The sequence below is a fragment of the Saccharolobus shibatae B12 genome, from assembly GCF_019175345.1.
GTDB classification, from domain to species: Archaea; Thermoproteota; Thermoprotei_A; order Sulfolobales; family Sulfolobaceae; genus Saccharolobus; species Saccharolobus shibatae.
In genome coordinates this window covers 551093-574545 of the sequence record NZ_CP077717.1, presented here as the reverse complement: position 1 = coordinate 574545, position 23453 = coordinate 551093, and the positions used below count along the sequence as shown (strand labels likewise).

Here is a 23453-nt window from a genome sequence, read left to right as displayed (position 1 = left end):
ATGGTTAAAATTGTTGCAAAGCACATCTCTAAATTATTCAAGAAGGGTAAAGTTATAGCCCTAGAGGACGTTAATATAGTTATCGAGAACGGAGAAAGATTTGGTATTTTAGGTCCTAGTGGCGCCGGTAAGACCACCTTCATGAGAATAATTGCTGGTTTAGACGTACCTTCCAGTGGAGAACTGTATTTCGACGATAAGTTAGTTGCGTCAAATGGTAAACTAGTTGTTCCTCCGGAAGACAGAAAGATCGGCATGGTATTTCAAACTTGGGCTCTATATCCTAATTTAACAGCGTTTGAGAATATTGCGTTTCCTTTAACTAATATGAAGATGAGTAAGCAGGAGATAAGGAAAAGGGTTGAGGAAGTAGCCAAGATTTTAGATATTCATAATGTTTTAAATCACTTTCCTAGGGAATTGTCTGGAGGACAACAACAAAGGGTAGCTCTAGCTAGAGCTTTAGTTAAAGATCCGTCCTTGCTTTTACTCGACGAGCCATTCAGCAATTTAGATGCTAGAATGAGGGATAGTGCTAGAGCTTTAGTTAAAGAAGTCCAAAGTAGATTAGGAGTAACCTTGCTTATCGTCAGCCATGATCCCGCTGATATTTTCGCCATTGCTGATAGGGTAGGGGTCTTGGTTAAAGGCAAATTAGTTCAAGTGGGTAAACCTGAGGACGTATATGACAATCCGGTATCAATTCAGGTTGCTAGTCTCATAGGTGAAATTAATGAACTGGAGGGAAAGGTGACTAATGAGGGGATAGTTATAGGCAGTTTTAGATTTCCAGTGAGTGTCCCTGGTGATAGAGTGATAATTGGTATTAGACCAGAAGATGTGAAGATATCGAAAGATGTCATTAGGGATGACTCTTGGATTTTAGTTGGAAAGGGGAGGGTCAAAGTTATAGGCTATCAAGGAGGTCTATTTAGGATAACTATAACTCCATTAGATTCGGAGGAAGAGATATTCACGTATTCTGATCATCCGATGCATTCTGGTGAGGAAGTATTAGTATATGTAAAAAAAGATAAAATAAAAGTTTTTGAAAAAAACTGAAATCCCTTTTAGAAAGCTCTACCTTTCCATTTTACTCTATGGTTTTTTGTGGTTCTTCAGCTAATCTAGTTCCTAGTGTTTCTGGTCCGAAGTATTGTGCAATACCAACTATTAAAGCTCCAATCATCAATAATACTGCTGTAGAGAACCATACGTTATTCGGCGTATCTATTGACTTAAACAAGTAGTTATGCATTAGAGGTACATATATACTGAACCAACCACCTATGAAAATTCCAGAGGAATAACCGAAACCCACTCCAGAAGCCCTCATCGACGCTTTAAATCTCTCAGATAAATAGATTGGTATTATTCCCCAAGGTCCTTGTGTTATTATACCGATAATTATTGAAAATAACATAGCAGTCATAGCGTTACCTGCAATAGCCGCAGTAATAAGCCCATAATAAATTGGTATTGCAATTATAAAGGTAATTATACTCCATATTATTGTTAACCTTCTTCTTCCAACATACTGGGATAAGGTACCGAACATTACTGCACCAGCAAATGCAGCGTAAGTACCAATACTATATATGTAGTTTGCTTCTCCAAGGCCAAACGTTGAAGGACTATGTTCTAAAATAGTAGGCACAAATGCAAATAGAGAGTAGGCGAAAAAGAACATCCCTGTCATATATGCCATGACTTGAAAGAAATCTCTTCTATAAGGTGGTTTAAACAAATCCACTAATGGTGTCCTTCTAATTAGATTCCTCTTTTTAACGTCTTCAAAAACAGGTGTTTCTTTCATAGCAAGTCTTACTGCTAACGCTATAAAAGCCGGTATTAAGGCAGTTAAAAACACATATCTCCACGCAAACTCCTCAACACCGGATACACCATAAATTCCAATGAAGATACCCTCTACCACGGCAGCTAATGCTGCGCCAAATGAGAAACCACCTTGAACTAGTCCACTAATGAAACCTCTCCATTTATATGGCGTCCACTCCATTGCAAATGGATGACCAGCAGAGTATTCTCCACCAGCGAAAATACCTACCGCAACTCTTATTAAAACGAATAGAACGAATGAAAGAATTCCGACTTGTGCGTAAGTTGGTAATGCTGAAGTTAGTGCACTAACTATTCCTAAGCCCAATACTGTTATTATTAAGTCAGCTCTCCTACCTATCTTGTCTCCCAAATTTCCAAATATTGCTGAACCTAGGGGTCTGAATATTATTGTTAAAGAATATGAAAGAATGACATTAAAGGTCGCAATTAGTGGGCTCGCAGGTGGTAGAATTACCTTTGCTAGCACTGGAGCTATGCTTAAAATCATTGTTAGATCATAGGAGTCTAGAAGGAATCCTATGAACTGGGATATTATTGCCTTACCTGAATCCCACGTGAACTTTTCTGGCTCCATTTGCTTTTTTAACTTATTGGCTTTTTAAAAAAATTAACTTCTCAGAAGAGAATGTAAGTTATTTAAACAGCATACAATGGTCAACATTTTATACCTTGCATGTATAGAAAGTGAGATATGAAAGAGATAAACAGAATAGCGATTATAGGAGGTGTAAGGTCTTTTAGCGGTTCCATAATTTGGCCATTTATCGGATTCGCATTATATAGAGTTTATGGATTCTCGCTGGATACTGTTTCGATATTTTACTTAATCCAAGCGTTGATCAACGTTATCGCGTCAATTGGTGGAGGGATAGTAGTTGATTATTTGGGGAGGAGAAATGCGATGATGCTTTCCACGGTTGTTTCCTCATTGGCTCTATTTACAGCATATCTAGTTAATCTCCCCATACCTATAGCGGGATTGATTTTATTACAAACATTCTTTAATAATATATACAATGTATCTTCTACTGCAATAGTTGGGGATATTTACAAAAGGGCTGATTTAGTTAAGGCGTTTAGTAGGCAAAGGGTTGGAATTAATGCGGGATGGGCCTTAGGACCCTTGATTGGCGGATATATGTTCACATTTTACGGATTTAGGATGCTATTATTGGTGTCAAGTCTGATAGCGATAATCCCAATACCTCTAGTGAGATTATTACCGGAATTTAAGGGTGCAGGCAGTATTTTAAATTTTAACGTCAACAAGGAGTTTGCGCTCTTTCTAATTTCCACATTTCTTACTTTCGTGTTAGTTGGTCAGTTGGGATTCGGTTTACTAACATATTATAATGCCCAACTTCATTTCACAGAATTTCAAGTCAGTATACTATTTGCCATAAACGGAATTATGATAGTAGCATTCCAAGACCTAGTTGGAAGACTTATAAGTAAAAGGATTTGGTTAATTGTAATTGGGACGCTAATTTATACCTTTGGATATTTCGGAGTTGCATTCATCACTAATTTTCTAGTAGCATCAATCGATATTATGATTATAACTATTGCTGAAATGATAGTGACACCACTATCACAAGCCATTGCTAACTCTTTATCAAATCAGAGTTCCAGGGGGAGACAAATTGGATTATACAGTATGGTTACTGGAATTGGCAGGGTATCGGGGTCATCGCTAATAAGTGAGCTTATGAACTATTATTTATACACTCCCGTCATTTTATGGGGAATAATGTCTTCCTTTGGTCTTGTTTCTGCAGCTATTTATTTGTACCAAATAAAAAGGATAAAAACTAACTCATTCCAGCTTTAGACTTTTGCTTAACGAACATGTACATTACAGCTAAAATTATTACTCCTATAACGTCATCTATGGGTATACCAAAATACACTGGATAAAACCAAGCCCATGAAAACGGTAGCCTAAGATCAATTATCCAATACATAACATCTTCAACTATTGACCCGTAAATTAAGTACCATACTGTCTCAATGGATAATAGTTTACCCGAGGCAAGATATGAGGGAAACGCGAAAATTAGAATATAAATTACTCTGTAAAAATAAAGTGATACCGTTGGAGTGAATAAACTTTTCATCCACGTTGGTGAGCCTAAAACCTTTGAAGGATCCCATTGCATTCCTAGTTCAAGAATAGCGTAAATAATTGAGAAAACAGTCATAATTGTTAGTCCTCTACTATTAATCATAATCTTAAAATTTGGTTATACCATTATATATCTATGTTGGATAAAGTAATGGAGACTGTGAGGAAATTTGACCCAAATGCAGAAATAAAGATCAAGACTGACGACAAATTTACAAAAATTAGAGTGAAAAGCAATAGATACTGTGATAGAGCTAGGATTTGGATTTCCTTACATGAACTATTTAAAGATCGTGAAGACGTCATAATAGAGGTAGAATGAGAACAATACTGAGTAGCGATATTGTAATTATGTAGAAATAGTTAAAATTATATTCAGTCAGATTCAAGAGAATCCTATTATTTTTCACTGATAAACAGTACGTAGTTTCCCTTACAATTACCACTGTAATTGGTAAAAGGATAAGGCTTAGTTTGGAGAGAATTGAGAGGGTGAGGAGTACTATTACATTCATCTGAATTATTGAATTCAAGGTTGACCATTGGATAACGTTTAATATTTTAGGTCTCATATTACCGGGATAGTGGAGAACTTTACCCATTACGAGCTTTATTAGCATGTGTGCTAATAAAAGGAAAAACATTATTCCTCTAGTTAATGCATTATCGCTAATGTTAAGCAATACTGCTATCAGAATACCTATCATATAGTATGTAATACTCGATAGGATAGGGACTACATACGATTCCTTCACCTTTCTAAATGAGTAAAAATAATAAGAAAAAAGTAATCCCTTATAGGGATCTAGCCCCTCTACTATCCCTAGGCTAAGGATAGCAATAAGAGTCAGAGGAAGCATCTCCTCCCCTTAACCTAACTTGATGTGATCTAGCCTCTCCAAAATCCACGAAGAACTCCTTATCCACATTTAGACCTCCATCTGGATTAGCATTTAGTTTAACCATCCATCCCTTTAAGCCCTCAGGATAGAATTGATTATCCCAAGTACTATATAGGGAATTGGTAACGTAAACTCTTTTTCCGTCCCTACTGATTTCAATCATCTGAGGAGCTCCAGTAAGTTTATGATCTGAGGGATGGTCAGCCCTATGAAATATACCTCCCAATTTGACCTTTCCAGTAAGTACTGGTTTAAATGGATTACTCACGTCGTACTGCCTAATCTCTCCTATACCCCATAAGCTAACGTAAAGGAACTTATCATCAAGGCTTAAGTCTATATCAGTAACTAATGGTGGTACAGCCTTAAATGGTTTCAATATCTCAGGCAAACTTCCCTCAGTAGGTTCCGCAGGGATTTCAATAACCTTTTCCGCATTCCACTTACCATCTTCGTAGTACCATAACCAGATTGAACTGCTCAGATCCTTTAGGCTTACTACCATATTTATGAATCCCATGAGTTTAGTTGGGTCATGTAGGGGTCTAAGCTCTAACGCCATTCTATTCTCTTCACCAAGGGTTACGCTTGATACCTTCTTTCTTCTCCTCAAGTCCCAGAAGTGTATCCTATTTCCATACCTATCTTTTAGATGTTCCAATCGAAGCCCGTTCTCAATAGTGTTTGGCACTGCCCACTCACTAGTTACCATTACTTCATTTGGTAAATTCCACCAGAAATCGTAAGCCAAATATTGATCACCCCTATCTATTTCCCATTTACCTAATGGTTCAAAACTGTAATGGTCTAGCATTAAAATTCCTCCAGGATCCTCACCGTTTTCATTGCCAAGAGCACTTATGTACACACCGTCTGGTCCACAATGTACTGTATGTAGCCTACTATAACCCGTTACTTTCTTAACTTCCTCTGGTTCTATAGTTTTAACTATGTTAGGCTGTCTAGGGTTTAATTTTGTATCTATTATGTAAATTCTTGAGGAGCGCAAACCGGGTACTACTAGGAATCTTCTCTCAAAATTAGGTCTTCCATTAGGGCATAGGGCTGAACTGCAGGCGTTCCAACCAAAGTGATGTAGCTCATCATTGATATACGGTAATTCAACCTTATGGATTACCTTAGAATAAGTTTCCGATTCAAGCTTTACATCAACTACCGCTATGAAATCTGGCCTATTTATTCCAGTTCCCGTGTATAAACAAGCAACATAAGCTAAGTCCTCTGGAGGTGATTTCATGGCCATCCTTGGAGATGGATAAAACGTTGGATCTCTCTTAAAGGGAGCGAAAACTGATGGTAATTCCATTAAAGTTAGTTTATCTCTAAACCTTATAAAGTTTTATTATTTGTGCAAATTATTGAGGTTGAACATTCATGTTAATTTTCTTATCCCTTATTATGTACCACGTTCCCAATCCAATCGCACCAAGACTTCCCTCAACGTCTTTAAAAGTAATCTCCACTACGACTGCAGTTCTACCTTTTCTTATTACATTTGCTTCAACAGTAAACGGCCCCCTATACATTGGCTCTAGGAAATTTACCTTTAGTTCTTGTGTTACCTGATCCATTCCATCGTTTATTGATAGAACTGCCAATCCACCTGTGTAGTCTATGGACGCAACTATCATTCCACCATTTAGAATATTTCCCCTTCTTGTCAGCTCCTTCTTGAACGGTATTTGTGTTTTAGCATATCCCTCCTTTATCTCTAAAATCTTCACACCTAAATAATGAAATACGTAATCGCTATCGTATCTCTGTAAAATTTTTTCAATATCATAGTTTTGGGAATCCATTGATATAATAATGTATAAGCATTCTTAAAAATCTACCTATATAGAGTTATAAAAAAATATTAATTTCTTGTATCTTATTTGTTAATCTTTTCAAACTCTGCCCTAAACTCCTCTAAAGCTTTTTTAATCTCCTCTACAGAAGCCTCATCCTCCAGTGTAGTTATATCTCCCACTTCAGCCCTAGTTGCAACTGCTCTTACAACTCTTCTCATTATTTTTCCACTTCTCGTTTTAGGCAATTTGCCTACGAAGAATATCTTATCTATAGTGGCTATTGGTCCTACCTTTTCTCTTACCGTCTTCAGTATCTCTTGTGAAAGTTGTGCATTAGGTGTATAACCTTGTCTCAAAATTACAAACGCATAAGGCACCTCTCCCTTAACTGGGTCTGGGACTCCAATTACCGCTGCTTCCGCAACTGCAGGATGCTCAATTAAAGCTGACTCTAACTCATATGTACCTAACCTATGCCCAGCTACCTTGATAACTTCATCAGCCCTCCCTAATATCCAGAAGTATCCATCCTTGTCCTTAACAGCGTAATCACCAACATAGAACATTCCAGGGAATCTACTCCAATACACCTTCACGTATCTTTCAGGATCCTTGTAAATGGTCAATGGCATTCCAGGCCACGGATTCTTTATAACAAGATATCCTCTTTCCTCAGGGTTAACTTGTTTCCCATCTTCATTAACTACATCTGGCTCAATTCCCAATATTGGTGGACCATTTGTCCCAGGTTTCATTGGCACAAGATATAATCCTGGTAAATGAGATATTAGAATACCTCCAGTCTCAGTCATCCACCAGGTGCTTCCAAATGGTACCTCCTCTCTACCGACTAATTTCCATAACCACTCCCAAGCTTCCGGATTTATTGGTTCACCTACAGAATGCATTAGCCTAACAGTGGAGGTAATGTGAGCCTTAACCCAATTATCACCATATTTCATGAAGCTTCTAATTGCAGTGGGTGAGGTATAAAGGATTGTGATCCCATACCTTTCAATTATCGATACCCACCTATCCGGTTGTGGATAATCCAAGGCTCCTTCATACATTATTTCAGTTGCTCCTTCCATTAATGGTCCAAACACAATGTAAGAGTGTCCAGTAACCCATCCTATATCAGCAGTACACCAATAAATATCGTCATCCCTTATATCGAATACCCACTTCATTGTAGCGTGTAATAATGTCATATACCCTCCAATATCGTGGACTATACCCTTAGGTTTTCCAGTGGTTCCAGAGGTGTAGAGTATATATAACGGATCTTCAGATTTCATCCTTTCTGGTTCAACGTAAACGTTTTGTGGAATGTCCTTGATTACTTCATCAAAGTACTTATCTCTACCTTCAACCATGTTGACCTTATTACCTATCCTTCTAACTACTATTACATCCTTTATTGTTGGGGTCTTCTCCAAAGCCTTGTCTACAATTCCCTTTAAGTCAACAACTTTACCCCTTCTCCATCCACCATCTGCGGTAACTAGTAACTTAGCTTCGGCGTCATTAATCCTATTTGCTAATGCGTCAGCGCTAAACCCTGAGAACACCACCGTAAAGATTACTCCGATCCTAGCAGCAGCTAACATGAATATTGGTAATTCTGGTATCATTGGAAGGTAAATCGCTATTGCATCACCTTTCTTTAACCCGTATTTCTCCTTCAAGAGATAAGCTACTCTATTAACTTCCCTATATAGATCGTAATATGTTAACTTTCTAACCTCCTTTGGGTTTCCCTTCTCGTCCACCGATTCTCCTTCCCATATTATGGCAACCTTATTCTTCCTCCAGCTTTTAACGTGCCTATCTACAGTTAGATAAGAGGCGTTAAGCTCTCCACCTACGAACCACTTATAGAATGGAGGATTACTATCGTCTAGTGTTTTCTCCCATGGTTTGAACCAGTCAATTTCTGAGGCTATAGATGCCCAAAATTGTTTGTAATCTTTTACCGTTTGGCTGTGAATCTCTTTATACGTATTTATACTTACTAGCCTATTTGAATTCAGTTTTGGGTTTATCTTTTGATCAAAAGGTAGAGCCCACGTTACTGACATATGTTATATAATGGAATTCTAGGTAATAAATGTTAAGTAGAATACTGTAAGGTAATAAACTTTATAAGTATATTATTGCTATATAAAAATGTCATGACAGAGCAAAAAAGGGCAAATCCAGCCCCCTTAGGACTTTCTGGTTTCGCATTAACAACACTCGTGTTATCTACCTTCAATGCAGGGTTAATAACACAAGGAGCATCGGTGGTGTTGGGACTAGCAGCGTTTTATGGAGGATTGGCTCAACTATTAGCCGGAATATTGGAATGGAGGGCAGGGAACACTTTTGGCTATACTGCCTTCTTTACTTATGGTGCATTTTGGGAGTGGTATTTCCTCACCGCGGGAGGATTTTTTGGAGGAGTCACACCTCAAGCTATAGGCTTGGTATTAATTGCGTTTGGAATCTTTACGTTAGCAATGTGGTTTGGCACGTTTAAGGCAAATCTAGGATTATTCATGACATTTCTATTACTGTGGATAACGTTCTTCCTACTTGGAGTGGGTGCCATGGCCGGAAATGTTGGACTATCTCATGCCGGTGGATATGTAGGAATATTAACGGCAATTGCAGCGTGGTATACTGGACTAGCTATTGTAGTAGCTGAGAGCTTAGGCAAGAGTCCTCCAGTAGGAAGACCAATAATGAAATAAAAAAGTATTTACATTTTTTAGCTCAAATCTTATTGTAGTAATTTTTTCATTAATTCATAAAAGTTTTCATAAGGATGAATTGCGGTTACTTCTATTGTTAGTGAATGACCGAGCTCCTTAACTATTGGTAGGGTCTCTAAAATCTCGTCTAATTCCTCATGAGAGTTAACATCTATTATCGCTACAACCTCTCTTCTTCCAGTAACCTTGTACAGACCCTTTATCTTCCCAGCCTTAACTGCTGGCATTGCTGCCTCAGCTTCCCTTTTCCATATTTCCATTAACTGCTTTTGCGTTATATTCGTTGGTTGTTTTATCTTAAACCATAGAAGGAATAGCATCAAATAATATTAAGTTTAGTTACTTATAAATTGATTTGTTTGTAAGTTAACTATATCTACTTATATTTTTGTCCTCTCTCAAATCCATAAAGTACTGAAAAATTAGATACGATTCCAATTGCTAAAAGGAGATGAATTATGGAGATTATTGGAGAAGCGTTTATGGTATATAGATACCCTAATGCGCCAGTAATAACGATCAATCCAATATTTCCTGCAAGGAGTCTCTTTTCCATTTGTAGTTCTACCCTAAAATAACCATAGATCGCTAGTGCTAGAAGTATAATTGCAACAAAGACATGAAGTAACAATAGATAAGGAGAGTTGTAAAAAACGATTATATTTCCTAAAAGTGTTTGTAAAATAGCTATTCCAGCGCTCACTAGCCATATGTTCAAAACGTTATTACCTCATAGCCTTGATTGACGTAATAGGATACTCTCTCACCGGCTGGCATCAATGACACTCCTAAATTCTCTAGATGAGGCTTTATGTTCATTGCCTGCGCAACTCCTATGCAAGCAGAGTCTACTATTTTATTTTGAAGGAGCTCTTGGAACATGTTTTTCATATCGCCATCCAATTGCGTTAATTTCTTCTGACTTGGTCCGAAGTATATCACTTTAACGTCTTCATATCTCTTATTTTTCACTGAGTTATAAGCCATTCTCATTGCTAGATCGAACTTCTCGTCTCCAGACATTATTAAGAAGAGGACTTTTGCCATATTTTCATCTTTTAAAATCACATTAAAAAGTTTAACTTAATAATGTTCTTGATCTAGAGATTAAAATTCCCAAAAACATCAAGAAAATGCCGAATAGCTGTATAGGAAAAGGTACAACGTGGTACAGTAGGAACTCTACTAGAGTAGTTAGAATAGGCACAGAGAAGCTGAGAACTGTTACCTTAGGTATCTTCTCAGCCTTAACCATCATGTTCCAAAGGAAGAAAGAAATGGCCCCACCTAAAGTTGAAGTATAAGCGATTCCTATATAAAATTCTGGGTTTGGGTCAATGTTATAGTCTATTGGGAGCAGTAATGCTAGAATTATGCTCCCTATCGAGAATTGACTTGCATTTACTGTTATAGGATCGTAACCCTTTAATTTTCTGTAGAAAACTGTGAATAACCCCCAAAATAGGGCATTGACGATAGTTATAATTGAACCAAATAGTGTGAGACCATGAACCAATGGTAAACCGTATAAAATTACGCCCGAGAAACCTATTACTACTCCAACAATCTCAAGTAGCGCGGGTCTTTCAAATAAGATGAGAAAGGAAATGGGTATTGAAAACAAGGGCATTGTATAGCTTAGCACAGCTGACTCAGCTGGGCTTACATAAAGTAAACCATACGCCCATAATAATGATGATACTGTAGTGTAAACTGCCAATTGTATTACGTCTCTGTTAAAGATAATCTTTCCCCTACTAATTGATAAAAATATAATAGAAGAGATAGCATACCTAATGAGATTGAAAGAGATAGGTGATGAAAACGTTATGGCATCCTTTGCGAAGTAGTAGTTAAATGATGTTATTATTACATAAGGTAGTAGGTATTTTAATATTTTCACGTGCTAAATGTTTAGGAGTAAACTTTAAAGTTACCTAACAAAAGTCAGCGTATTCATTTATAAATTTGTTTTATGATATATTTTTTCATGGTTGATCCTGTAGAACTGTCAAGGAAGTACGAGGGAAAAATTGAGATATATCCGAAAATTCCCATCACCTCTTATAACGATTTCGCTCTCATATACACCCCGGGTGTTGCTGAAGTATCTAAGGCGATTTATAAGGATCCGGATAAGAGCTTTGAGTTAACAAGTAGGTGGAACACAATAGCAGTAGTAACAGACGGAACTAGGGTTTTGGGATTAGGAAATATTGGCCCAACTGCAGCAATGCCTGTGATGGAAGGGAAATCTCTATTGTTCAAATACTTAGGAGGAGTTGATGCAATACCTTTGCCAATTAACGTAAAGAGTGCAGATGAGTTCGCAAATGTTGTAAAAGCTCTGGAAACGTCCTTTGGCGGGATTAATCTTGAAGATATTGAGTCACCAAAGTGTTTCTATATTCTGGAAAAATTGCAATCCATGTTGAATATTCCAGTATGGCATGATGATCAACAAGGTACTGCAGCAGCTATTCTAGCCGGGTTGATTAATGCGATGATATTAACCAATAAAGACCCTAAGGAAAGTAAAGTCGTATTTTACGGAGCTGGAGCATCAAATATTGCAGCAGCTAGAATTTTAGCTAAATATGGATTCAAATACGAAAATATTGTAATGATTGATAGTAAGGGTCCATTATATGCTGATAGGGAGGACGTAGATCACTTAATGTTACATCATAAGTGGAAGTACGAATTGGCTATAAAGACGAATAAATGGGAAGCTAAGGAGATAAAGGACGCGTTTAGTGGTGCAGATGCAGTAGTTGCTGCATCTACTCCAGGTCCCAATGTAATAAAGAAGGAATGGATAAGTCTGATGAATAAGGACGCAATAGTCTTTGCCTTAGCCAATCCAGTTCCAGAGATATGGCCGCAAGACGCTAAGGAGGCAGGAGCGAAGATTGTCGCAACGGGTAGAAGTGATTTCCCTAACCAAGTTAATAACTCCCTAATTTTCCCTGCAATATTTAGGGGAGTTTTGGATAGTAGAGCAAAGGCGATTACAGATGAGATGACGATTGCAGCCTCTGAAGCTCTAGCTAAATACGCTAGGGATAGGGGGATAAATGAGAACTACATAATACCTAGAATGGATGAATGGGAAGCATTTTACGAGGAAGCAGCAGCAGTTGCTAGTAAGGCAGTAGAAGTAGGGTTAGCTAGAGTTAAAAAGAGTAGAGAAGAGTTCAGGGAAATCGCTAAGGAGAGAATATTAAGGGCTAGGAAGATAATGAATTTGGTGATATCCACATGGTCACCATAAGGAGGGCTACTAAAGAGGACGTAAAAACGTTAATAGATTTTTTCAGTAGAATGTATAGGTTAAACAGCGAATTCGATCCCTTACTATTGACTCCAGAGAATTTGGAGGAAAGGATTAACAAAGTGGTAGAGAAGAGTCTTGAAGACCAAAATGAAATGATAGTGGTAGCGGAAGATCAAGGTAGGATAGTTGGTGCTGCCAGGGTTTTAATAATAGATAGGATATTTTATACACCGGAAAAGGAAGCATTAATTAGGGAGTTTTACGTACATCCTTCATACAGAAGGCAGGGAGTAGGTAATGAGATAGTAAATTTCATAATAAGCGAGTTGAAAGAGAGGGGAATAGAGATACTAGGAGCTGAATTCCCTTCTAGAAATTTAATAGCAATTTCATTCTATAGAAAAATGGGCTTCAGGGAAATATATTGTGAATTCATTAAGAAAATTTAACCATTTTTTATTCCGGTAAATACTCTTCCATACCAGAAATTCTTCTCAAGTCTCCTAAGGCCTTAGTTACACTTTCTCTTCCAAACTCCCTTTCGTAATCGAAAATGCCTTTAGGAAAGCTTAATCCTAATCTGACACCTAGGTCAATATCTTCCTTGCTTGCAATTCCATTTTTAACCATCCAATTTGCCTCACTTATCGCAGGAGCTATAATGTATAACGGATTTATTTTTTCAGCTAGTTGTGGAGGTAAATTAGGCTTAACATACTTATTTGATGGATAAGTATAGAACCCTTTTCCACTCTTTACGCCTAGATCTCCCTTTTTTGTCATCTCCTCTAGTGTCTTACACGGATAGGCCTTAAATCCCCTTTCCATCATTGCAGAGCTTACGTAATAGTTAACATCCACACCAGTATAATCCACAAGTTCGAAAATTCCCATTGGAAATCCCAATTTATATCTAGCTACTGCGTCTATCGCAGTATATTCACAAATACCCTTTTCAACAAGCATGCAAGCTGTGGTGATAATCCTCAATAATATTCTATTAACCACAAATCCCGGTACGTCCTTATTAACCATTATTGGTATCTTTCTAAGGGATTTAATGAATTCATAAGTCTGTTTAATAGTGTCGTCTGAAGTTTTACTTCCCCTTATTATCTCCACTAACTGCATTAACACTGGGGGATTAAAGAAGTGAGTTCCTACAACCCTTTCCTGCATTTTTACAGCAGAAGCAATTTCCGTAATTGGTAAGCTACTAGTATTAGTAGCCAATATCGCATTATTGGGTAATAGTTCCTCAAGCTTAGAAAATAGTTGTCTCTTTAAATCCAATTTCTCTGGTATTGCTTCTATTGATATATCAATTTCCCTTAACTCATTCGATAACCCTTCTATGGTTTTAATTCTTCCCAAAACGTCCTCAACACTTTCCTTTAAGTTACCTTTTTCATATAATTTATCCAAACTCCACTTGACCTTCTGTATTGCGTTATTCAATATATCTTTAGATACATCACTCAGATACACGTTATACCCAGCTATGGCTGAAACTTCGGCAATTCCGTGGCCCATTGTCCCTGCTCCAACTACCAATACATTTCTTATCATGAAATTTCAACCTACTGGAACCAGTTCATAAGTTAGATATCCTTCTGGTTTCCTCTCAACAACCTCAAGTCTAACCTTCATTCCGACTCTAACTTCCTTAGCCCTTACCCAGCCTAGAACATTTACTCCATTACTCATCCTAGCTATACCCACTATATAATCTTGATAGTGAGAGAATGAGGGAGGTTTGACGTTAATTACGGTATATGCCATAATTTCACCTTCCTTAGGCATTTCAATCCATTCTAAATTGGATATTTTGCACTTTGGACAATCATCTTGAGGCGGAAAATATACAGAACCACACTTTGGACATTTAGTAGCTAAGACTTTACCCTCCTTTAACCCCTCAAAGAATTTGTATATCTTTTTAACTGGAATTTGATACCTTAGGTCAATCTCCCTTACGTCAATCCAAAGGGGGTTATTAGTCTTTTGTTCATTCACTATTGGTAATTTAGTTGTCTTTATCACGTTATCAAGCATTGACAAAGATTGCGAAATTTCCTTTTGCATCTTATCCCTTATTTCATTTAGACTCATGTAGATGGCCTCCTAGTTGAGTATATTGTTACGTATGCGTAATGTCCAGTTCCTCCAACGTTGTGTGTTATTCCCATCCCGTTCCTAACATCCACTTGTGTTCCCTTGTGTGCTCTGTATAATAATTGTCTTGTTATTGATACTGCCATGCTTACCCCAGTTGCCCCTATTGGGTGTCCTTTTGCTTTTAACCCTCCATCAACGTTTACTGGTATTTTTCCACCTATGTATGTTTGTCCTTCTCTTGCCAATAGGTATCCCTCACCTCTTTTTGCGAATCCCAAATCTTCATATGCCATTATTTCCGCTATCGTGAAACAATCGTGCACATCTGCTACGTCGAAGCTCTTCCATGCGTTATCGAAATCAATTCTAGCTCTCTTATACGCTTGCTGTGCTGCAATGTAAGCTGCTTCTATATGTGTGAAGTCAGTTCTCCTACTCAAGTTTGCAGTGCCGCTAGCAACTCCTTGTGATACTATCCATACTGGAGAATCAGTTATCTTTTTAGCAACTTCCTCAGATGCTAAGACTATTGCAGCAGCACCGTCAGTAATTGGAGAGGAGTCCAGAAGCTTTAGGGGATAAGCAACTGGTTTGGACTTCAAATATTCCTCCATAGTTATTTCTTTTTGAAATTGTGCATAAGGGTTCTTAGCCCCATAATAATGATTCTTAATGGCAATCTTTCCTAAGTCTTCCTCTTTCATACCATACTTAGCCATATATGCGGAGGCGTGAAGTGCGTAATATCCCGGGAAGGTCAGCCCGAAGTTCTCAAACTCCCAGAAATAGCCCCCAGCCCTGCCAATTAGTTCAACCACTTGGGGATTAGGTGCTTGATGCATTTGTTCTACTCCCACGACTAATGCGATGTCGGCTTCACCAGATTTAATTGCTAAATAGGCATCTCTTATTGCTGCACTTCCAGTAGAACATGCTGCCTCAACTCTCATAGTCCCCTTTGGTGTTAGGTTACAATACTCCCCTACTATTACTGCTGGTAATTCCTCGGAACTCCAATTCCCTACATTGCCAACAACGAAGTATTGTATTTCATTTTGATCTATGTTTGCTTCTTCAAGAGCTTGTTTAACTGCCTCCCAAGCGAGTTCTTGCAAATTGACATCTGTCCTTACCCCGAATTTGGTGTGTCCAGTTCCGATAATTGCTACATTTCTCATAATTTAATCTACCACTTGATAGTTTATTTAGTTTGTGTCATGTCTCTAAGTACCTTTTTATCTATCTTATTAGTTGAAGTTAGAGGCATCGAACTTATGAATATAAATCTATCTGGAATCCACCACTTTTGGATTTTGCCCTCATCCGCAAGTTTCAATAGGAATTGCCTTATTTCCTCTTCTGACACTTGCTCTTTCGGAACTATGAAAGCCGCTGGTCTTTCTCCCCATTTCTCGTCCTTAATCCCAACCACTGCAACTTGAGACACCTTGGGATGTAATGATATGGCGTTCTCTAAGAGCAATGAAGGAATGAATTCTCCACCGCTCTTTATTGCATCCTTCTCTCTATCAACTATGTGAATGTATCCGTATTGGTCCATATAGGCTAAATCGCCAGTGTGTAACCATCCTCCTTTCCATAATGCCTTAGTCCTCTCTGGATCCTTATAATACTCTTGAGTTAACCACGGTGCTCTAACTACTATTTCCCCTATCTTACCAGTCTCCTTTTCCTTTCCGGTAGCTGGATCGACAATTTTAATTTGAACTAAAGGAATTGGTGCTCCGGCAGTTATTTGTTCCATAAATTTAGTGTTGTCGTCCAATCCTTCAATTGCAGAGTTATAATAACCGACTGACAATACTGGGCAAGTTTCAGATAGACCATATCCCCCTATTACAGTAATACCTAATTCTTTCGCCTTTTTGGCTAATCCTTCTGGTAGAGCAGAACCTCCTATTGTAACTTTCCATCTTTTGAATACGTGAAGGTATTTAGGAGCATCTGGGTTTGTTAGCAATAGATACAGTATAGTTGGTACCATGGCTGAATATGTTACGTTCTCCTTATCCATTAACCTTAGTATAAAACTGTAATCGTATTTACCGGGTAAAACGTATTTAACTCCTGCCATCAATGCTACATATGGATATCCCCAAGCGTGCACGTGGAACATTGGTACTAGGATCATATATACGTCGTTTGAGGTCAAGCTTAATGGGGGTCTAGCACCAACTAGGCTTACGCTCATTGCATGTAATACTATTTTCCTATGATTAAACCATACGCCCTTTGGTTCTCCAGTAGTACCAGAAGTGTAAAAGATCGTTGCCATATCGGTTTCATTAACGTTAATCTCCTCTTCCAATGGCTCATTTGACTCAATCAATTCCCAAAAATCTATTGTATCTAATGAGCTTCTCACCTTTTCCTTAGAATCACTATAGGATATCACTTTCATTCCCACAGGCATTATTCCCTTTGCTTTTTCAATAAGTGGCATGAACTCGTCTCTTACTACTAAATACCTATCCTCTGCGTGTAATATTGTCTTTGCTATTAACTCCAAGGGATATCTGATATTTACCGTGTGTAGCACTGCACCTACCATTGGTATTGCATAATAATTATGCATATAAACATCAGTATCCCAATCTATAACTCCTATCTTTTCCCCTATCTTAACTCCTATCTTTCTTAATCCATTTGCTAACCTTTTTACAGAATTTGCGAAAGATCTAAAGGTATATCTTCTAATATCTCTATATACTATTTCTCTATCTGAAAAACTTCTAGAACCAGAATCTAATATCTTATCTATTGTTAATTGGTACTCATAATATTCGCTATTCATGTTATAATACTTAGAAAAACAACTATAAAAAATTTTACATCTTAATTCCGAGGAGTCTTCTCGCAGTTTCCCTTAATATAACTAGTTTTTGAATATCGTTAGCACCTTCATATATTCTCATTACCTCAACATCTCTCAACAATCTCTCTACACCAGTAGAAGTAGCTACACCATATCCGCCATGAACAGTTATTGCCCTAATTGCAACCTTCTCTGCAATATCTGTTGCGTACAATTTCGCCATTGATGCTGCTACTATAGCCTCATTCTCAAGACCACGATCAAATAAACTAGCTGCCCAGTACGTAAGTAGTCTTGCAGTATTTACTTCAGTTAGTGATTCAGCTATCTTCTCTTGAACCATCTGAAATCCTATCAATGGACTCTGGAAAGCAAACCTCTGAGTAGAATATGTAACCATTCTCTCTAGTGCAGCTTGTGCAACACCCACTCCTTGAGCGGCAACACCAACCCTCGTCCTATCAAAAGTCGCCATTGCGTACTTAAACCCGTTTCCCTCTTCTCCTAGTAGATTTTCTGCGGGGACTTCAACATCCTCAAAGGCTAACTCTGCAGTGTTTGATGCCCTTAGTCCCATAGTCTCAATTCTATTTAATACCTTAACTCCTTTCCATTCCCTTTCTACTATGAACATCGATATCCCTTTCCATCTGGCATTGGGCTCTGGGGGTGATGTCCTAGCTGTAACTACGTAATAGTCAGCTATCCCACCATTGGTGATAAAGATTTTCCTACCATTAATAACGTACTTACCATTTATCTTTTTAGCAACTGTTTGTATTCCAGCAACGTCAGATCCAGCGGCTGGTTCAGTATTAGCAAAAGCTGCAACTTTATCTCCTCTAGCCACTGGAGTAACGTACTTTTTCTTCTGTTCTTCATTACCGAAAAGCAATATTGGAGTCATGAATAGGCCTCCAACAGATATTCTCGTAGACAACGAGGCCCAAACTCTAGATATTTCCTCTTGGGCTATGGCAGTCATTAGCGTATCTCCACCTTGTCCACCGTACTGTTCTGGTACTGCAACGCCATATAGACCTATTTCCTTAGCTTTTTCTAGCACTTCCTTTGGTACTGTACCTTCTTTTTCACCCTTTTCAACATAAGGTGCAACGTCTCTCTCCATGAATTCCCTTACTGCTCTCCTAAATAGTTCATGTTTCTCAGAAACGTTTACAGAAAATGCTTCCACACTATTGAAAGGTAAAACCATATATACTTAAGACCTACTAGACTGATTATAACTCTTTCTATCATTAGGTTTTATTTTAGCCTATAATTTAGCGTATACTTACCTCAAAAACTAATATGTTACTCATAATGAACTAAAGAAAGGTCAACGTAAAAATACAATATTTAGGTTATCACCTTATGAGAACTACACGTATAAAGAAGGTTAAATTACCTTTAATACAGCTCTTCCTAGAACCTTTCTCTCCATCATTTTCTTATACGCCTCATTTATCCTCTCTAGTTCGTAAATCTCATATATCGCTTTTATTTTCCCTTCTCCCACTAATTTAATAGCCTCCTCGTACTCTGCCCTAGTATAAGATGCCGAACCTATAATTTTATGTTGTCTCATTATAGTCATGGCTGGCCTTAACAACGTTATTGGCTCGCCTTCAGTATTTCCGATCAAAACTAGAGTACCCTCCTTCTTTAGTGCCCTCAAGGAATCGTTTATTGTTTTAGAGCCTACCAGTTCAAATATGGCATCAAACTTCTCACCTCTTATATCGCTAATGGGCATTACTCCCAATTCTTGCAGCTTTTCCCCTTTAGACGATAGTCCATAAACACTAGAAATACCCAAATATTTCAAATATTGTACGAGATGAATACCCACTCCTCCACCTGCACCAGTCACTAAAACTTTACTATCTCTATTTAAATTTGCAAGCTTAGTTGCGTGAATTGCAGTTGCTACGGGGTCCATGGTTGCGGCGTATTTTTCTAATTTATCGTCTGGTAATGGTATAATGTTTCTTTCTGGAATTATAACCTCCTCAGCGTACCCTCCAGTTATCTCTCCTTCTCCTAAAATTCTAGCATTGTCGCACAGATTCTCCTTCCCACTTTTGCAATACTCACAGCTTCCGCAATTCAGATTTGGATAAATCGCAACAGGTCTTCCCTTATAGTAGCCTACTATTTCATGTCCTAAGATTAAGGGCAATTTAAGGTTTTTAAATCCACCCTTCCAGATAACCAGATCTCTTCCACATATTCCAGTATATGCTACATTTACTTTAACTCCTACCCCTTTAGGCTCAGCGTTACCTATAACAAAAGGTGAGTTAAACTGTGTGAGAATAGCCGCTTTCATGTATTAAAAAAGTAATTGATTGTTAATATATTCATTGTTGACTTAAAGACTTAGGTACAAACATACACTTATCTTCAATCTTTCCAGCTAAAGCGTCATCTAATAGAAGATAAGGATTCTTAACTTCTTGTAAGCGTTTTCCAGTACCTCCTCTAAGTTCTAACACTACCTCGGATAATATGCTCAAGGCTATCTCCTCTGAAGTCTTTGAACCGATATCTAAGCCTAATGGGGAGTGCAATCTTTTCTTAATTTCCTCTAATGGGATGTTTCTCTTCATTAGTAATGAAATCATTAAAGCTGCCCTCTTTTGGCTAGCAAGTAACCCAACGAACCTAGCCTTCTTTTTCATTGCGATATATAACGCATCTATATCGTATGGTTTGCCTCCCTCATTTGCGACAATTACAAATGAATCCTCACTTACCATTTGTTCTAAGAGATTTAGATCATTTGAGATGGCGTAAACTCCAACAAAGTCTTCCTCTTTAACATCACCAGATCCAACTACTGCAACGTAATAACCCATATCTACTGCCAATTTTGCTATAAACTTGGCAATAATACCGGATCCCACTACAATTATAGCTGGCCTAGGTTCTATCGGTTCAATGATTAATTTTCCACCCTCTACATCCTTCTGAATTACCTCACCCTTTTCCAATGCTTCCAGTGCAAGTTCAATTATTTCCTTATTCAAACTTCCAAGAAGTACTTTTCCATCAGATACTAAAGTCCTCTCTAGCCTATCTCCCTTGTAAATTGAAACTATTGCAAAGCGCTTCCCTTCGGCACTTAACTTTGAAATTAATGGAAAGATCTCACATGAACTCATAGGTAAATATTAAATTAGCTAATTAAATACCTTTTTCTCTAACTAGTTTTAATTCTTTAAGCATCTAGGGAAACTCTGTTTCGATACCCATTTAAATAGATGGGTTTATAAAATCCATGACATTAATTTCTTATTATAGCGATTAGTTAAAAAAATGGTATAACAGAAAAGTTTTTTATATAGAAAAAATAACTTACTTATGCCACAACCAAATATGGAAAGAGTTGGATTAGAAAACATTAGAAAGGGAGCTAAATATTTCCTAATCTACTCCGTCCTAGACATTATCGCATCAGTGGGAGTTTTCATAATACTACTGTCAGAGTTTCATTTGCCTTTAACAATCAACAGTATCGTGGCCCGTTCTGGAGTTTACGCTGAGATTGCCTTAATTACTGAAGCAATTTTGTTGCCAATATTCATACTCTCGTTTTTAAGAACAAGAGAGGGATTTAAATTACTAGCCACTTCTGGAAGGAACCTAAATAAAGGAATATTGGGAGGTACTATAGCAGTAATAGGTTACGTATTAGTTCTAGCTGGACTAATAGCTCTTATACCAGTTCAGTCGCAACAAAGTGTTATGCCTATTGCTGGTAGGATTGTGATAGGTGGATATTTATTGTCGCTCGTTGGAGTATTTTTAATAGGAACAGCATATGTGGGGGCCGGTAATATCTATGATAATAAAACCATGAAGAGAGGAGGAATACTAATTCTAACTTGGGTTTTAATTGCATTTATAGTTGGTATTGCACATAGCGAACCAATTGCAATATTTTCAGAGATATTTGTTAGTTCGGTCGGATTACTTAGCGCCTATCTAATATCCTCAGGGTTAGGACAAATTCTAAGAACAAAACAGATCTAAAAAACACTATAAGTGTAAATCATTTTTTAAGAATCTTCTATTAGGTTAGTGAAGAAGAGAATGCCAGTTTGAACAGTTGGAATATTGACCAAACAACGCCATAAGTAGTATTTAGATTTAGATCCTTATACTCTAATGCTGACTTCCCTTTAGTTCCTTTAAGCCTTTCGAAATACCACTCTATAGTGTTAAACACCTTATCGATCATATACGTTACAATTGATCTTATTAAAGGGTTCTTGCTAGTATAAGCTATTGTACTTCCCAGCCTTCTAGTAATCTTCAAGTCATATTTCCATGAGAGATATAGCAAATCCCAATATCTAGATGGTAATCGCTCCAATGCAGGTAATGGATTATCCCTAATTTTGGATAAGCCCATAGGTATAACGGGTAGTGGGAATATCCACGCAATTGGTTCGTGATCTATGATATACTCAACTAAATTTATTGAATCCTCGACGTCTTTGCCAGTCTCCTCTGGATACCCTATTGTCATTGTATAGCAAGGGAAGATATAACTTTCGTTCATTATGGCTGTTGCCTCGACTATCAAATCTTTCCAATGAGTGTAGTTCCAAGGATAAGCTTTCATCTTCATATACTTATTAAATATTTTTTCGCTTCCGGTCTCAAGTCCTACAACTGGAGCAACAGCCTTTTCCTCATTCCATTCAGCTATCTCACTCATAGCCTTAACTGTCTTAGGACTTAACTTGACCGGCGCTGCGGAAATGTGGGCAAAGTTTATGTAGTCTACTCCAGCTCTCTTCAACTCCATATATAGCCTCACTATGGCATCGTGGTTCACCTCATTGAGTCTTTTAGTACCATATAGCAACATGTCATCAGTTATTAGGCTAACGTCCTTAATTCCAGCTTTCATGTTAACCTCTACCTCTTTCATGATGTAATCTAGTGGGAAAGAGATAAACGTATCTGGAGTCACCGAACAGAACCAACATCCCCTAGGGCAACCCCTAGTGATCTGAACTTCACCGCCCCTAGAAGGGTTAATAATTGGTGGGATTTCCTCCAATTTTCTAGGATATCTACCCTTTACTACTCTAGGTACTACCTCCCCCTCTTCTAACTTCTTGATAACTTCTGGGAAATCAACTTCTGCATGTCCTAAAAATATTACATCCGCCCAATCTGGAGAATCCTTTTCCAATTGCCAAGCCCCCGCCCCTCCTATTACGACTTTGAAGTTGTATTTTTCTTTTAATTTGTTTACCTTTTCACCCAATTCGTCAAAGAATTTAGCAGTCCACGTCTCTCCTCCTCCAAAAATTATGCTAAGTTTTGCACTAACTGGTTCAATTCCTCTTGGGTCATGAACGTTAATACCGACTACTTTGGTCCCCTTACTAGTTACAACCTTCTCTAGTTTTTCCGGCGTTGTAACTATTGCGTTAAATCCGCTTCTCGCTAAAACTGCCTCAACTTTCCTAAGAGGATAAGGTGCTATTATGGCTTTACCCTCCTTATCCGTGGGGATAGGGGGTGTGAATATTTTATCCATGAAAAATCTCGGAACTAGTCTATAAGGTAAACACGCCACATAACCTAATGGTGCTATTCCACCATAATCCGTAAACGTACCCCTGTCAGAAGTTAAAACTACATCATACGTCTTTTAACTCACCTCCAGATTTAACATATCTCTTTCTTAAAATATAAACTTTCATATTATAAAAAGTTAGGGAGCTAACTTTTAACTT

The 23453-nt window shown here is 37.8% G+C and carries 25 protein-coding genes; 7 read left to right on the top strand and 18 right to left on the bottom strand.

Features of this window, described 5'->3' with window-relative positions; translation table 11 throughout:
- On the top strand, positions 1-1062 hold the full coding sequence (gene glcV / locus J5U23_RS03290; protein ID WP_218266948.1) for a glucose ABC transporter ATP-binding protein GlcV: 1062 nt from the start codon (positions 1-3) through the stop codon (positions 1060-1062).
- A gap of 31 nt (positions 1063-1093) precedes the next feature.
- On the opposite strand, the gene J5U23_RS03285 is transcribed toward glcV, so the two are convergent.
- On the bottom strand, positions 1094-2437 hold the full coding sequence (locus J5U23_RS03285; RefSeq protein ID WP_218266947.1) for an MFS transporter: 1344 nt from the start codon (positions 2435-2437) through the stop codon (positions 1094-1096).
- 117 nt (positions 2438-2554) lie between these two features.
- Between J5U23_RS03285 and J5U23_RS03280 the strand changes: the two genes are divergently transcribed.
- A complete protein-coding gene (locus J5U23_RS03280) occupies positions 2555-3694 on the top strand; it encodes an MFS transporter (protein WP_218266946.1) in 1140 nt (379 codons plus the stop codon).
- Here the strand turns inward: J5U23_RS03280 and J5U23_RS03275 are convergent.
- Positions 3675-4091 carry a hypothetical protein gene (locus tag J5U23_RS03275; RefSeq protein ID WP_218266945.1) on the bottom strand — a complete coding sequence of 139 codons (417 nt, stop codon included), beginning with the start codon at positions 4089-4091 and terminating at the stop codon, positions 3675-3677. The genes J5U23_RS03280 and J5U23_RS03275 overlap by 20 nt on opposite strands.
- 33 nt (positions 4092-4124) lie before the next feature.
- Here J5U23_RS03275 and J5U23_RS03270 point away from each other — a divergent pair, with 33 nt between their 5' ends.
- The gene (locus J5U23_RS03270) at positions 4125-4310 is read left to right on the top strand and encodes a hypothetical protein (RefSeq protein ID WP_218266944.1); all 186 of its coding nucleotides are present in this window, start codon (positions 4125-4127) and stop codon (positions 4308-4310) included.
- Here J5U23_RS03270 and J5U23_RS03265 read toward each other — a convergent pair.
- From J5U23_RS03265 to acs, 4 genes are all read right to left on the bottom strand, one after another.
- Entirely contained in the window at positions 4291-4848 is a 558-nt protein-coding gene (locus J5U23_RS03265) for a hypothetical protein (RefSeq protein ID WP_218266943.1), read from the bottom strand. The genes J5U23_RS03270 and J5U23_RS03265 overlap by 20 nt on opposite strands.
- Positions 4817-6217 carry a selenium-binding family protein gene (locus J5U23_RS03260; protein ID WP_218266942.1) on the bottom strand — a complete coding sequence of 467 codons (1401 nt, stop codon included), beginning with the start codon at positions 6215-6217 and terminating at the stop codon, positions 4817-4819. The genes J5U23_RS03265 and J5U23_RS03260 overlap by 32 nt, the downstream gene beginning before the upstream one ends.
- A gap of 49 nt (positions 6218-6266) precedes the next feature.
- Complete coding sequence (locus tag J5U23_RS03255) at positions 6267-6710, bottom strand: PaaI family thioesterase (protein WP_218261165.1); 444 nt, start codon at positions 6708-6710, stop codon at positions 6267-6269.
- A 74-nt stretch (positions 6711-6784) separates the two neighbouring features.
- The gene (acs, locus tag J5U23_RS03250) at positions 6785-8785 is read right to left on the bottom strand and encodes an acetate--CoA ligase (RefSeq protein WP_218266941.1); all 2001 of its coding nucleotides are present in this window, start codon (positions 8783-8785) and stop codon (positions 6785-6787) included.
- 93 nt (positions 8786-8878) lie between these two features.
- Between acs and J5U23_RS03245 the strand changes: the two genes are divergently transcribed.
- Positions 8879-9439 (top strand): acetate uptake transporter, encoded by a 561-nt coding sequence (locus tag J5U23_RS03245; RefSeq protein WP_218259432.1) that lies wholly within the window; start codon positions 8879-8881, stop codon positions 9437-9439.
- Positions 9440-9468: 29 nt separating this feature from the next.
- Here J5U23_RS03245 and J5U23_RS03240 read toward each other — a convergent pair whose 3' ends face one another.
- The 4 genes from J5U23_RS03240 to J5U23_RS03225 are packed head-to-tail and all read right to left on the bottom strand — an operon-like array spanning position 9469 to position 11363.
- Entirely contained in the window at positions 9469-9780 is a 312-nt protein-coding gene (locus J5U23_RS03240) for a muconolactone Delta-isomerase (RefSeq protein WP_014514275.1), read from the bottom strand.
- Between the two features lie 56 nt (positions 9781-9836).
- Positions 9837-10178: a hypothetical protein gene (locus J5U23_RS03235; protein ID WP_218266940.1), complete on the bottom strand. Its 342-nt coding sequence runs from the start codon at positions 10176-10178 to the stop codon at positions 9837-9839.
- The gene (locus tag J5U23_RS03230; RefSeq protein WP_009989834.1) at positions 10175-10507 is read right to left on the bottom strand and encodes a DsrE family protein; all 333 of its coding nucleotides are present in this window, start codon (positions 10505-10507) and stop codon (positions 10175-10177) included. Before J5U23_RS03230 ends, J5U23_RS03235 begins: the two co-directional genes overlap by 4 nt.
- Positions 10508-10538: 31 nt before the next feature.
- Entirely contained in the window at positions 10539-11363 is an 825-nt protein-coding gene (locus tag J5U23_RS03225; RefSeq protein ID WP_218259430.1) for a DMT family transporter, read from the bottom strand.
- Between the two features lie 87 nt (positions 11364-11450).
- Between J5U23_RS03225 and J5U23_RS03220 the strand changes: the two genes are divergently transcribed.
- Positions 11451-12734, top strand: coding sequence for an NAD(P)-dependent malic enzyme (locus J5U23_RS03220; protein WP_218259429.1), 1284 nt, complete (start codon positions 11451-11453; stop codon positions 12732-12734).
- The gene (locus tag J5U23_RS03215) at positions 12722-13186 is read left to right on the top strand and encodes a GNAT family N-acetyltransferase (RefSeq protein ID WP_012712373.1); all 465 of its coding nucleotides are present in this window, start codon (positions 12722-12724) and stop codon (positions 13184-13186) included. The genes J5U23_RS03220 and J5U23_RS03215 overlap by 13 nt, the downstream gene beginning before the upstream one ends.
- Before the next feature lie 7 nt (positions 13187-13193).
- Here J5U23_RS03215 and J5U23_RS03210 read toward each other — a convergent pair whose 3' ends face one another.
- The 7 genes from J5U23_RS03210 to J5U23_RS03180 form a co-directional block, all read right to left on the bottom strand.
- The gene (locus tag J5U23_RS03210) at positions 13194-14306 is read right to left on the bottom strand and encodes a 3-hydroxyacyl-CoA dehydrogenase (protein ID WP_218266939.1); all 1113 of its coding nucleotides are present in this window, start codon (positions 14304-14306) and stop codon (positions 13194-13196) included.
- A gap of 6 nt (positions 14307-14312) precedes the next feature.
- Positions 14313-14849, bottom strand: a complete 537-nt coding sequence (locus J5U23_RS03205) for a Zn-ribbon domain-containing OB-fold protein (RefSeq protein WP_218259427.1) — start codon at positions 14847-14849, stop codon at positions 14313-14315.
- Positions 14846-16033 (bottom strand): thiolase domain-containing protein, encoded by a 1188-nt coding sequence (locus J5U23_RS03200; RefSeq protein WP_218259426.1) that lies wholly within the window; start codon positions 16031-16033, stop codon positions 14846-14848. Before J5U23_RS03200 ends, J5U23_RS03205 begins: the two co-directional genes overlap by 4 nt.
- A 23-nt stretch (positions 16034-16056) precedes the next feature.
- Positions 16057-17670 carry a long-chain fatty acid--CoA ligase gene (locus J5U23_RS03195; RefSeq protein WP_218266938.1) on the bottom strand — a complete coding sequence of 538 codons (1614 nt, stop codon included), beginning with the start codon at positions 17668-17670 and terminating at the stop codon, positions 16057-16059.
- Between the two features lie 34 nt (positions 17671-17704).
- Positions 17705-18907, bottom strand: a complete 1203-nt coding sequence (locus tag J5U23_RS03190) for an acyl-CoA dehydrogenase family protein (protein WP_012719148.1) — start codon at positions 18905-18907, stop codon at positions 17705-17707.
- 183 nt (positions 18908-19090) lie between these two features.
- The gene (locus J5U23_RS03185; RefSeq protein ID WP_218266937.1) at positions 19091-20023 is read right to left on the bottom strand and encodes an alcohol dehydrogenase catalytic domain-containing protein; all 933 of its coding nucleotides are present in this window, start codon (positions 20021-20023) and stop codon (positions 19091-19093) included.
- A gap of 31 nt (positions 20024-20054) precedes the next feature.
- Positions 20055-20858 carry an XdhC family protein gene (locus J5U23_RS03180; RefSeq protein ID WP_218266936.1) on the bottom strand — a complete coding sequence of 268 codons (804 nt, stop codon included), beginning with the start codon at positions 20856-20858 and terminating at the stop codon, positions 20055-20057.
- Between the two features lie 199 nt (positions 20859-21057).
- On the opposite strand from J5U23_RS03180, the gene J5U23_RS03175 reads away from it, so the two are divergent.
- The gene (locus J5U23_RS03175; protein ID WP_218266935.1) at positions 21058-21729 is read left to right on the top strand and encodes a DUF973 family protein; all 672 of its coding nucleotides are present in this window, start codon (positions 21058-21060) and stop codon (positions 21727-21729) included.
- A 40-nt stretch (positions 21730-21769) separates the two neighbouring features.
- Here the strand turns inward: J5U23_RS03175 and J5U23_RS03170 are convergent, their stop codons facing one another.
- Complete coding sequence (locus tag J5U23_RS03170; RefSeq protein ID WP_218260210.1) at positions 21770-23254, bottom strand: B12-binding domain-containing radical SAM protein; 1485 nt, start codon at positions 23252-23254, stop codon at positions 21770-21772.
- Between the last annotated feature and the right edge of the window lie 199 nt (positions 23255-23453).

What these genes read in the sequence shown, in the direction of transcription:
- glcV (WP_218266948.1), top strand. Translation starts at nt 1, where the DNA reads ATGGTTAAAATTGTTGCAAAGCACATCTCTAAATTATTCAAGAAGGGT.
- J5U23_RS03285 (WP_218266947.1), bottom strand. Translation starts at nt 2,437, where the DNA reads ATGGAGCCAGAAAAGTTCACGTGGGATTCAGGTAAGGCAATAATATCC.
- J5U23_RS03280 (WP_218266946.1), top strand. Translation starts at nt 2,555, where the DNA reads ATGAAAGAGATAAACAGAATAGCGATTATAGGAGGTGTAAGGTCTTTT.
- J5U23_RS03275 (WP_218266945.1), bottom strand. Translation starts at nt 4,091, where the DNA reads ATGATTAATAGTAGAGGACTAACAATTATGACTGTTTTCTCAATTATT.
- J5U23_RS03270 (WP_218266944.1), top strand. Translation starts at nt 4,125, where the DNA reads ATGTTGGATAAAGTAATGGAGACTGTGAGGAAATTTGACCCAAATGCA.
- J5U23_RS03265 (WP_218266943.1), bottom strand. Translation starts at nt 4,848, where the DNA reads ATGCTTCCTCTGACTCTTATTGCTATCCTTAGCCTAGGGATAGTAGAG.
- J5U23_RS03260 (WP_218266942.1), bottom strand. Translation starts at nt 6,217, where the DNA reads ATGGAATTACCATCAGTTTTCGCTCCCTTTAAGAGAGATCCAACGTTT.
- J5U23_RS03255 (WP_218261165.1), bottom strand. Translation starts at nt 6,710, where the DNA reads ATGGATTCCCAAAACTATGATATTGAAAAAATTTTACAGAGATACGAT.
- acs (WP_218266941.1), bottom strand. Translation starts at nt 8,785, where the DNA reads ATGTCAGTAACGTGGGCTCTACCTTTTGATCAAAAGATAAACCCAAAA.
- J5U23_RS03245 (WP_218259432.1), top strand. Translation starts at nt 8,879, where the DNA reads ATGACAGAGCAAAAAAGGGCAAATCCAGCCCCCTTAGGACTTTCTGGT.
- J5U23_RS03240 (WP_014514275.1), bottom strand. Translation starts at nt 9,780, where the DNA reads ATGCTATTCCTTCTATGGTTTAAGATAAAACAACCAACGAATATAACG.
- J5U23_RS03230 (WP_009989834.1), bottom strand. Translation starts at nt 10,507, where the DNA reads ATGGCAAAAGTCCTCTTCTTAATAATGTCTGGAGACGAGAAGTTCGAT.
- J5U23_RS03220 (WP_218259429.1), top strand. Translation starts at nt 11,451, where the DNA reads ATGGTTGATCCTGTAGAACTGTCAAGGAAGTACGAGGGAAAAATTGAG.
- J5U23_RS03215 (WP_012712373.1), top strand. Translation starts at nt 12,722, where the DNA reads ATGGTCACCATAAGGAGGGCTACTAAAGAGGACGTAAAAACGTTAATA.
- J5U23_RS03210 (WP_218266939.1), bottom strand. Translation starts at nt 14,306, where the DNA reads ATGATAAGAAATGTATTGGTAGTTGGAGCAGGGACAATGGGCCACGGA.
- J5U23_RS03205 (WP_218259427.1), bottom strand. Translation starts at nt 14,849, where the DNA reads ATGAGTCTAAATGAAATAAGGGATAAGATGCAAAAGGAAATTTCGCAA.
- J5U23_RS03200 (WP_218259426.1), bottom strand. Translation starts at nt 16,033, where the DNA reads ATGAGAAATGTAGCAATTATCGGAACTGGACACACCAAATTCGGGGTA.
- J5U23_RS03195 (WP_218266938.1), bottom strand. Translation starts at nt 17,670, where the DNA reads ATGAATAGCGAATATTATGAGTACCAATTAACAATAGATAAGATATTA.
- J5U23_RS03190 (WP_012719148.1), bottom strand. Translation starts at nt 18,907, where the DNA reads ATGGTTTTACCTTTCAATAGTGTGGAAGCATTTTCTGTAAACGTTTCT.
- J5U23_RS03185 (WP_218266937.1), bottom strand. Translation starts at nt 20,023, where the DNA reads ATGAAAGCGGCTATTCTCACACAGTTTAACTCACCTTTTGTTATAGGT.
- J5U23_RS03180 (WP_218266936.1), bottom strand. Translation starts at nt 20,858, where the DNA reads ATGAGTTCATGTGAGATCTTTCCATTAATTTCAAAGTTAAGTGCCGAA.
- J5U23_RS03175 (WP_218266935.1), top strand. Translation starts at nt 21,058, where the DNA reads ATGCCACAACCAAATATGGAAAGAGTTGGATTAGAAAACATTAGAAAG.
- J5U23_RS03170 (WP_218260210.1), bottom strand. Translation starts at nt 23,254, where the DNA reads ATGGATAAAATATTCACACCCCCTATCCCCACGGATAAGGAGGGTAAA.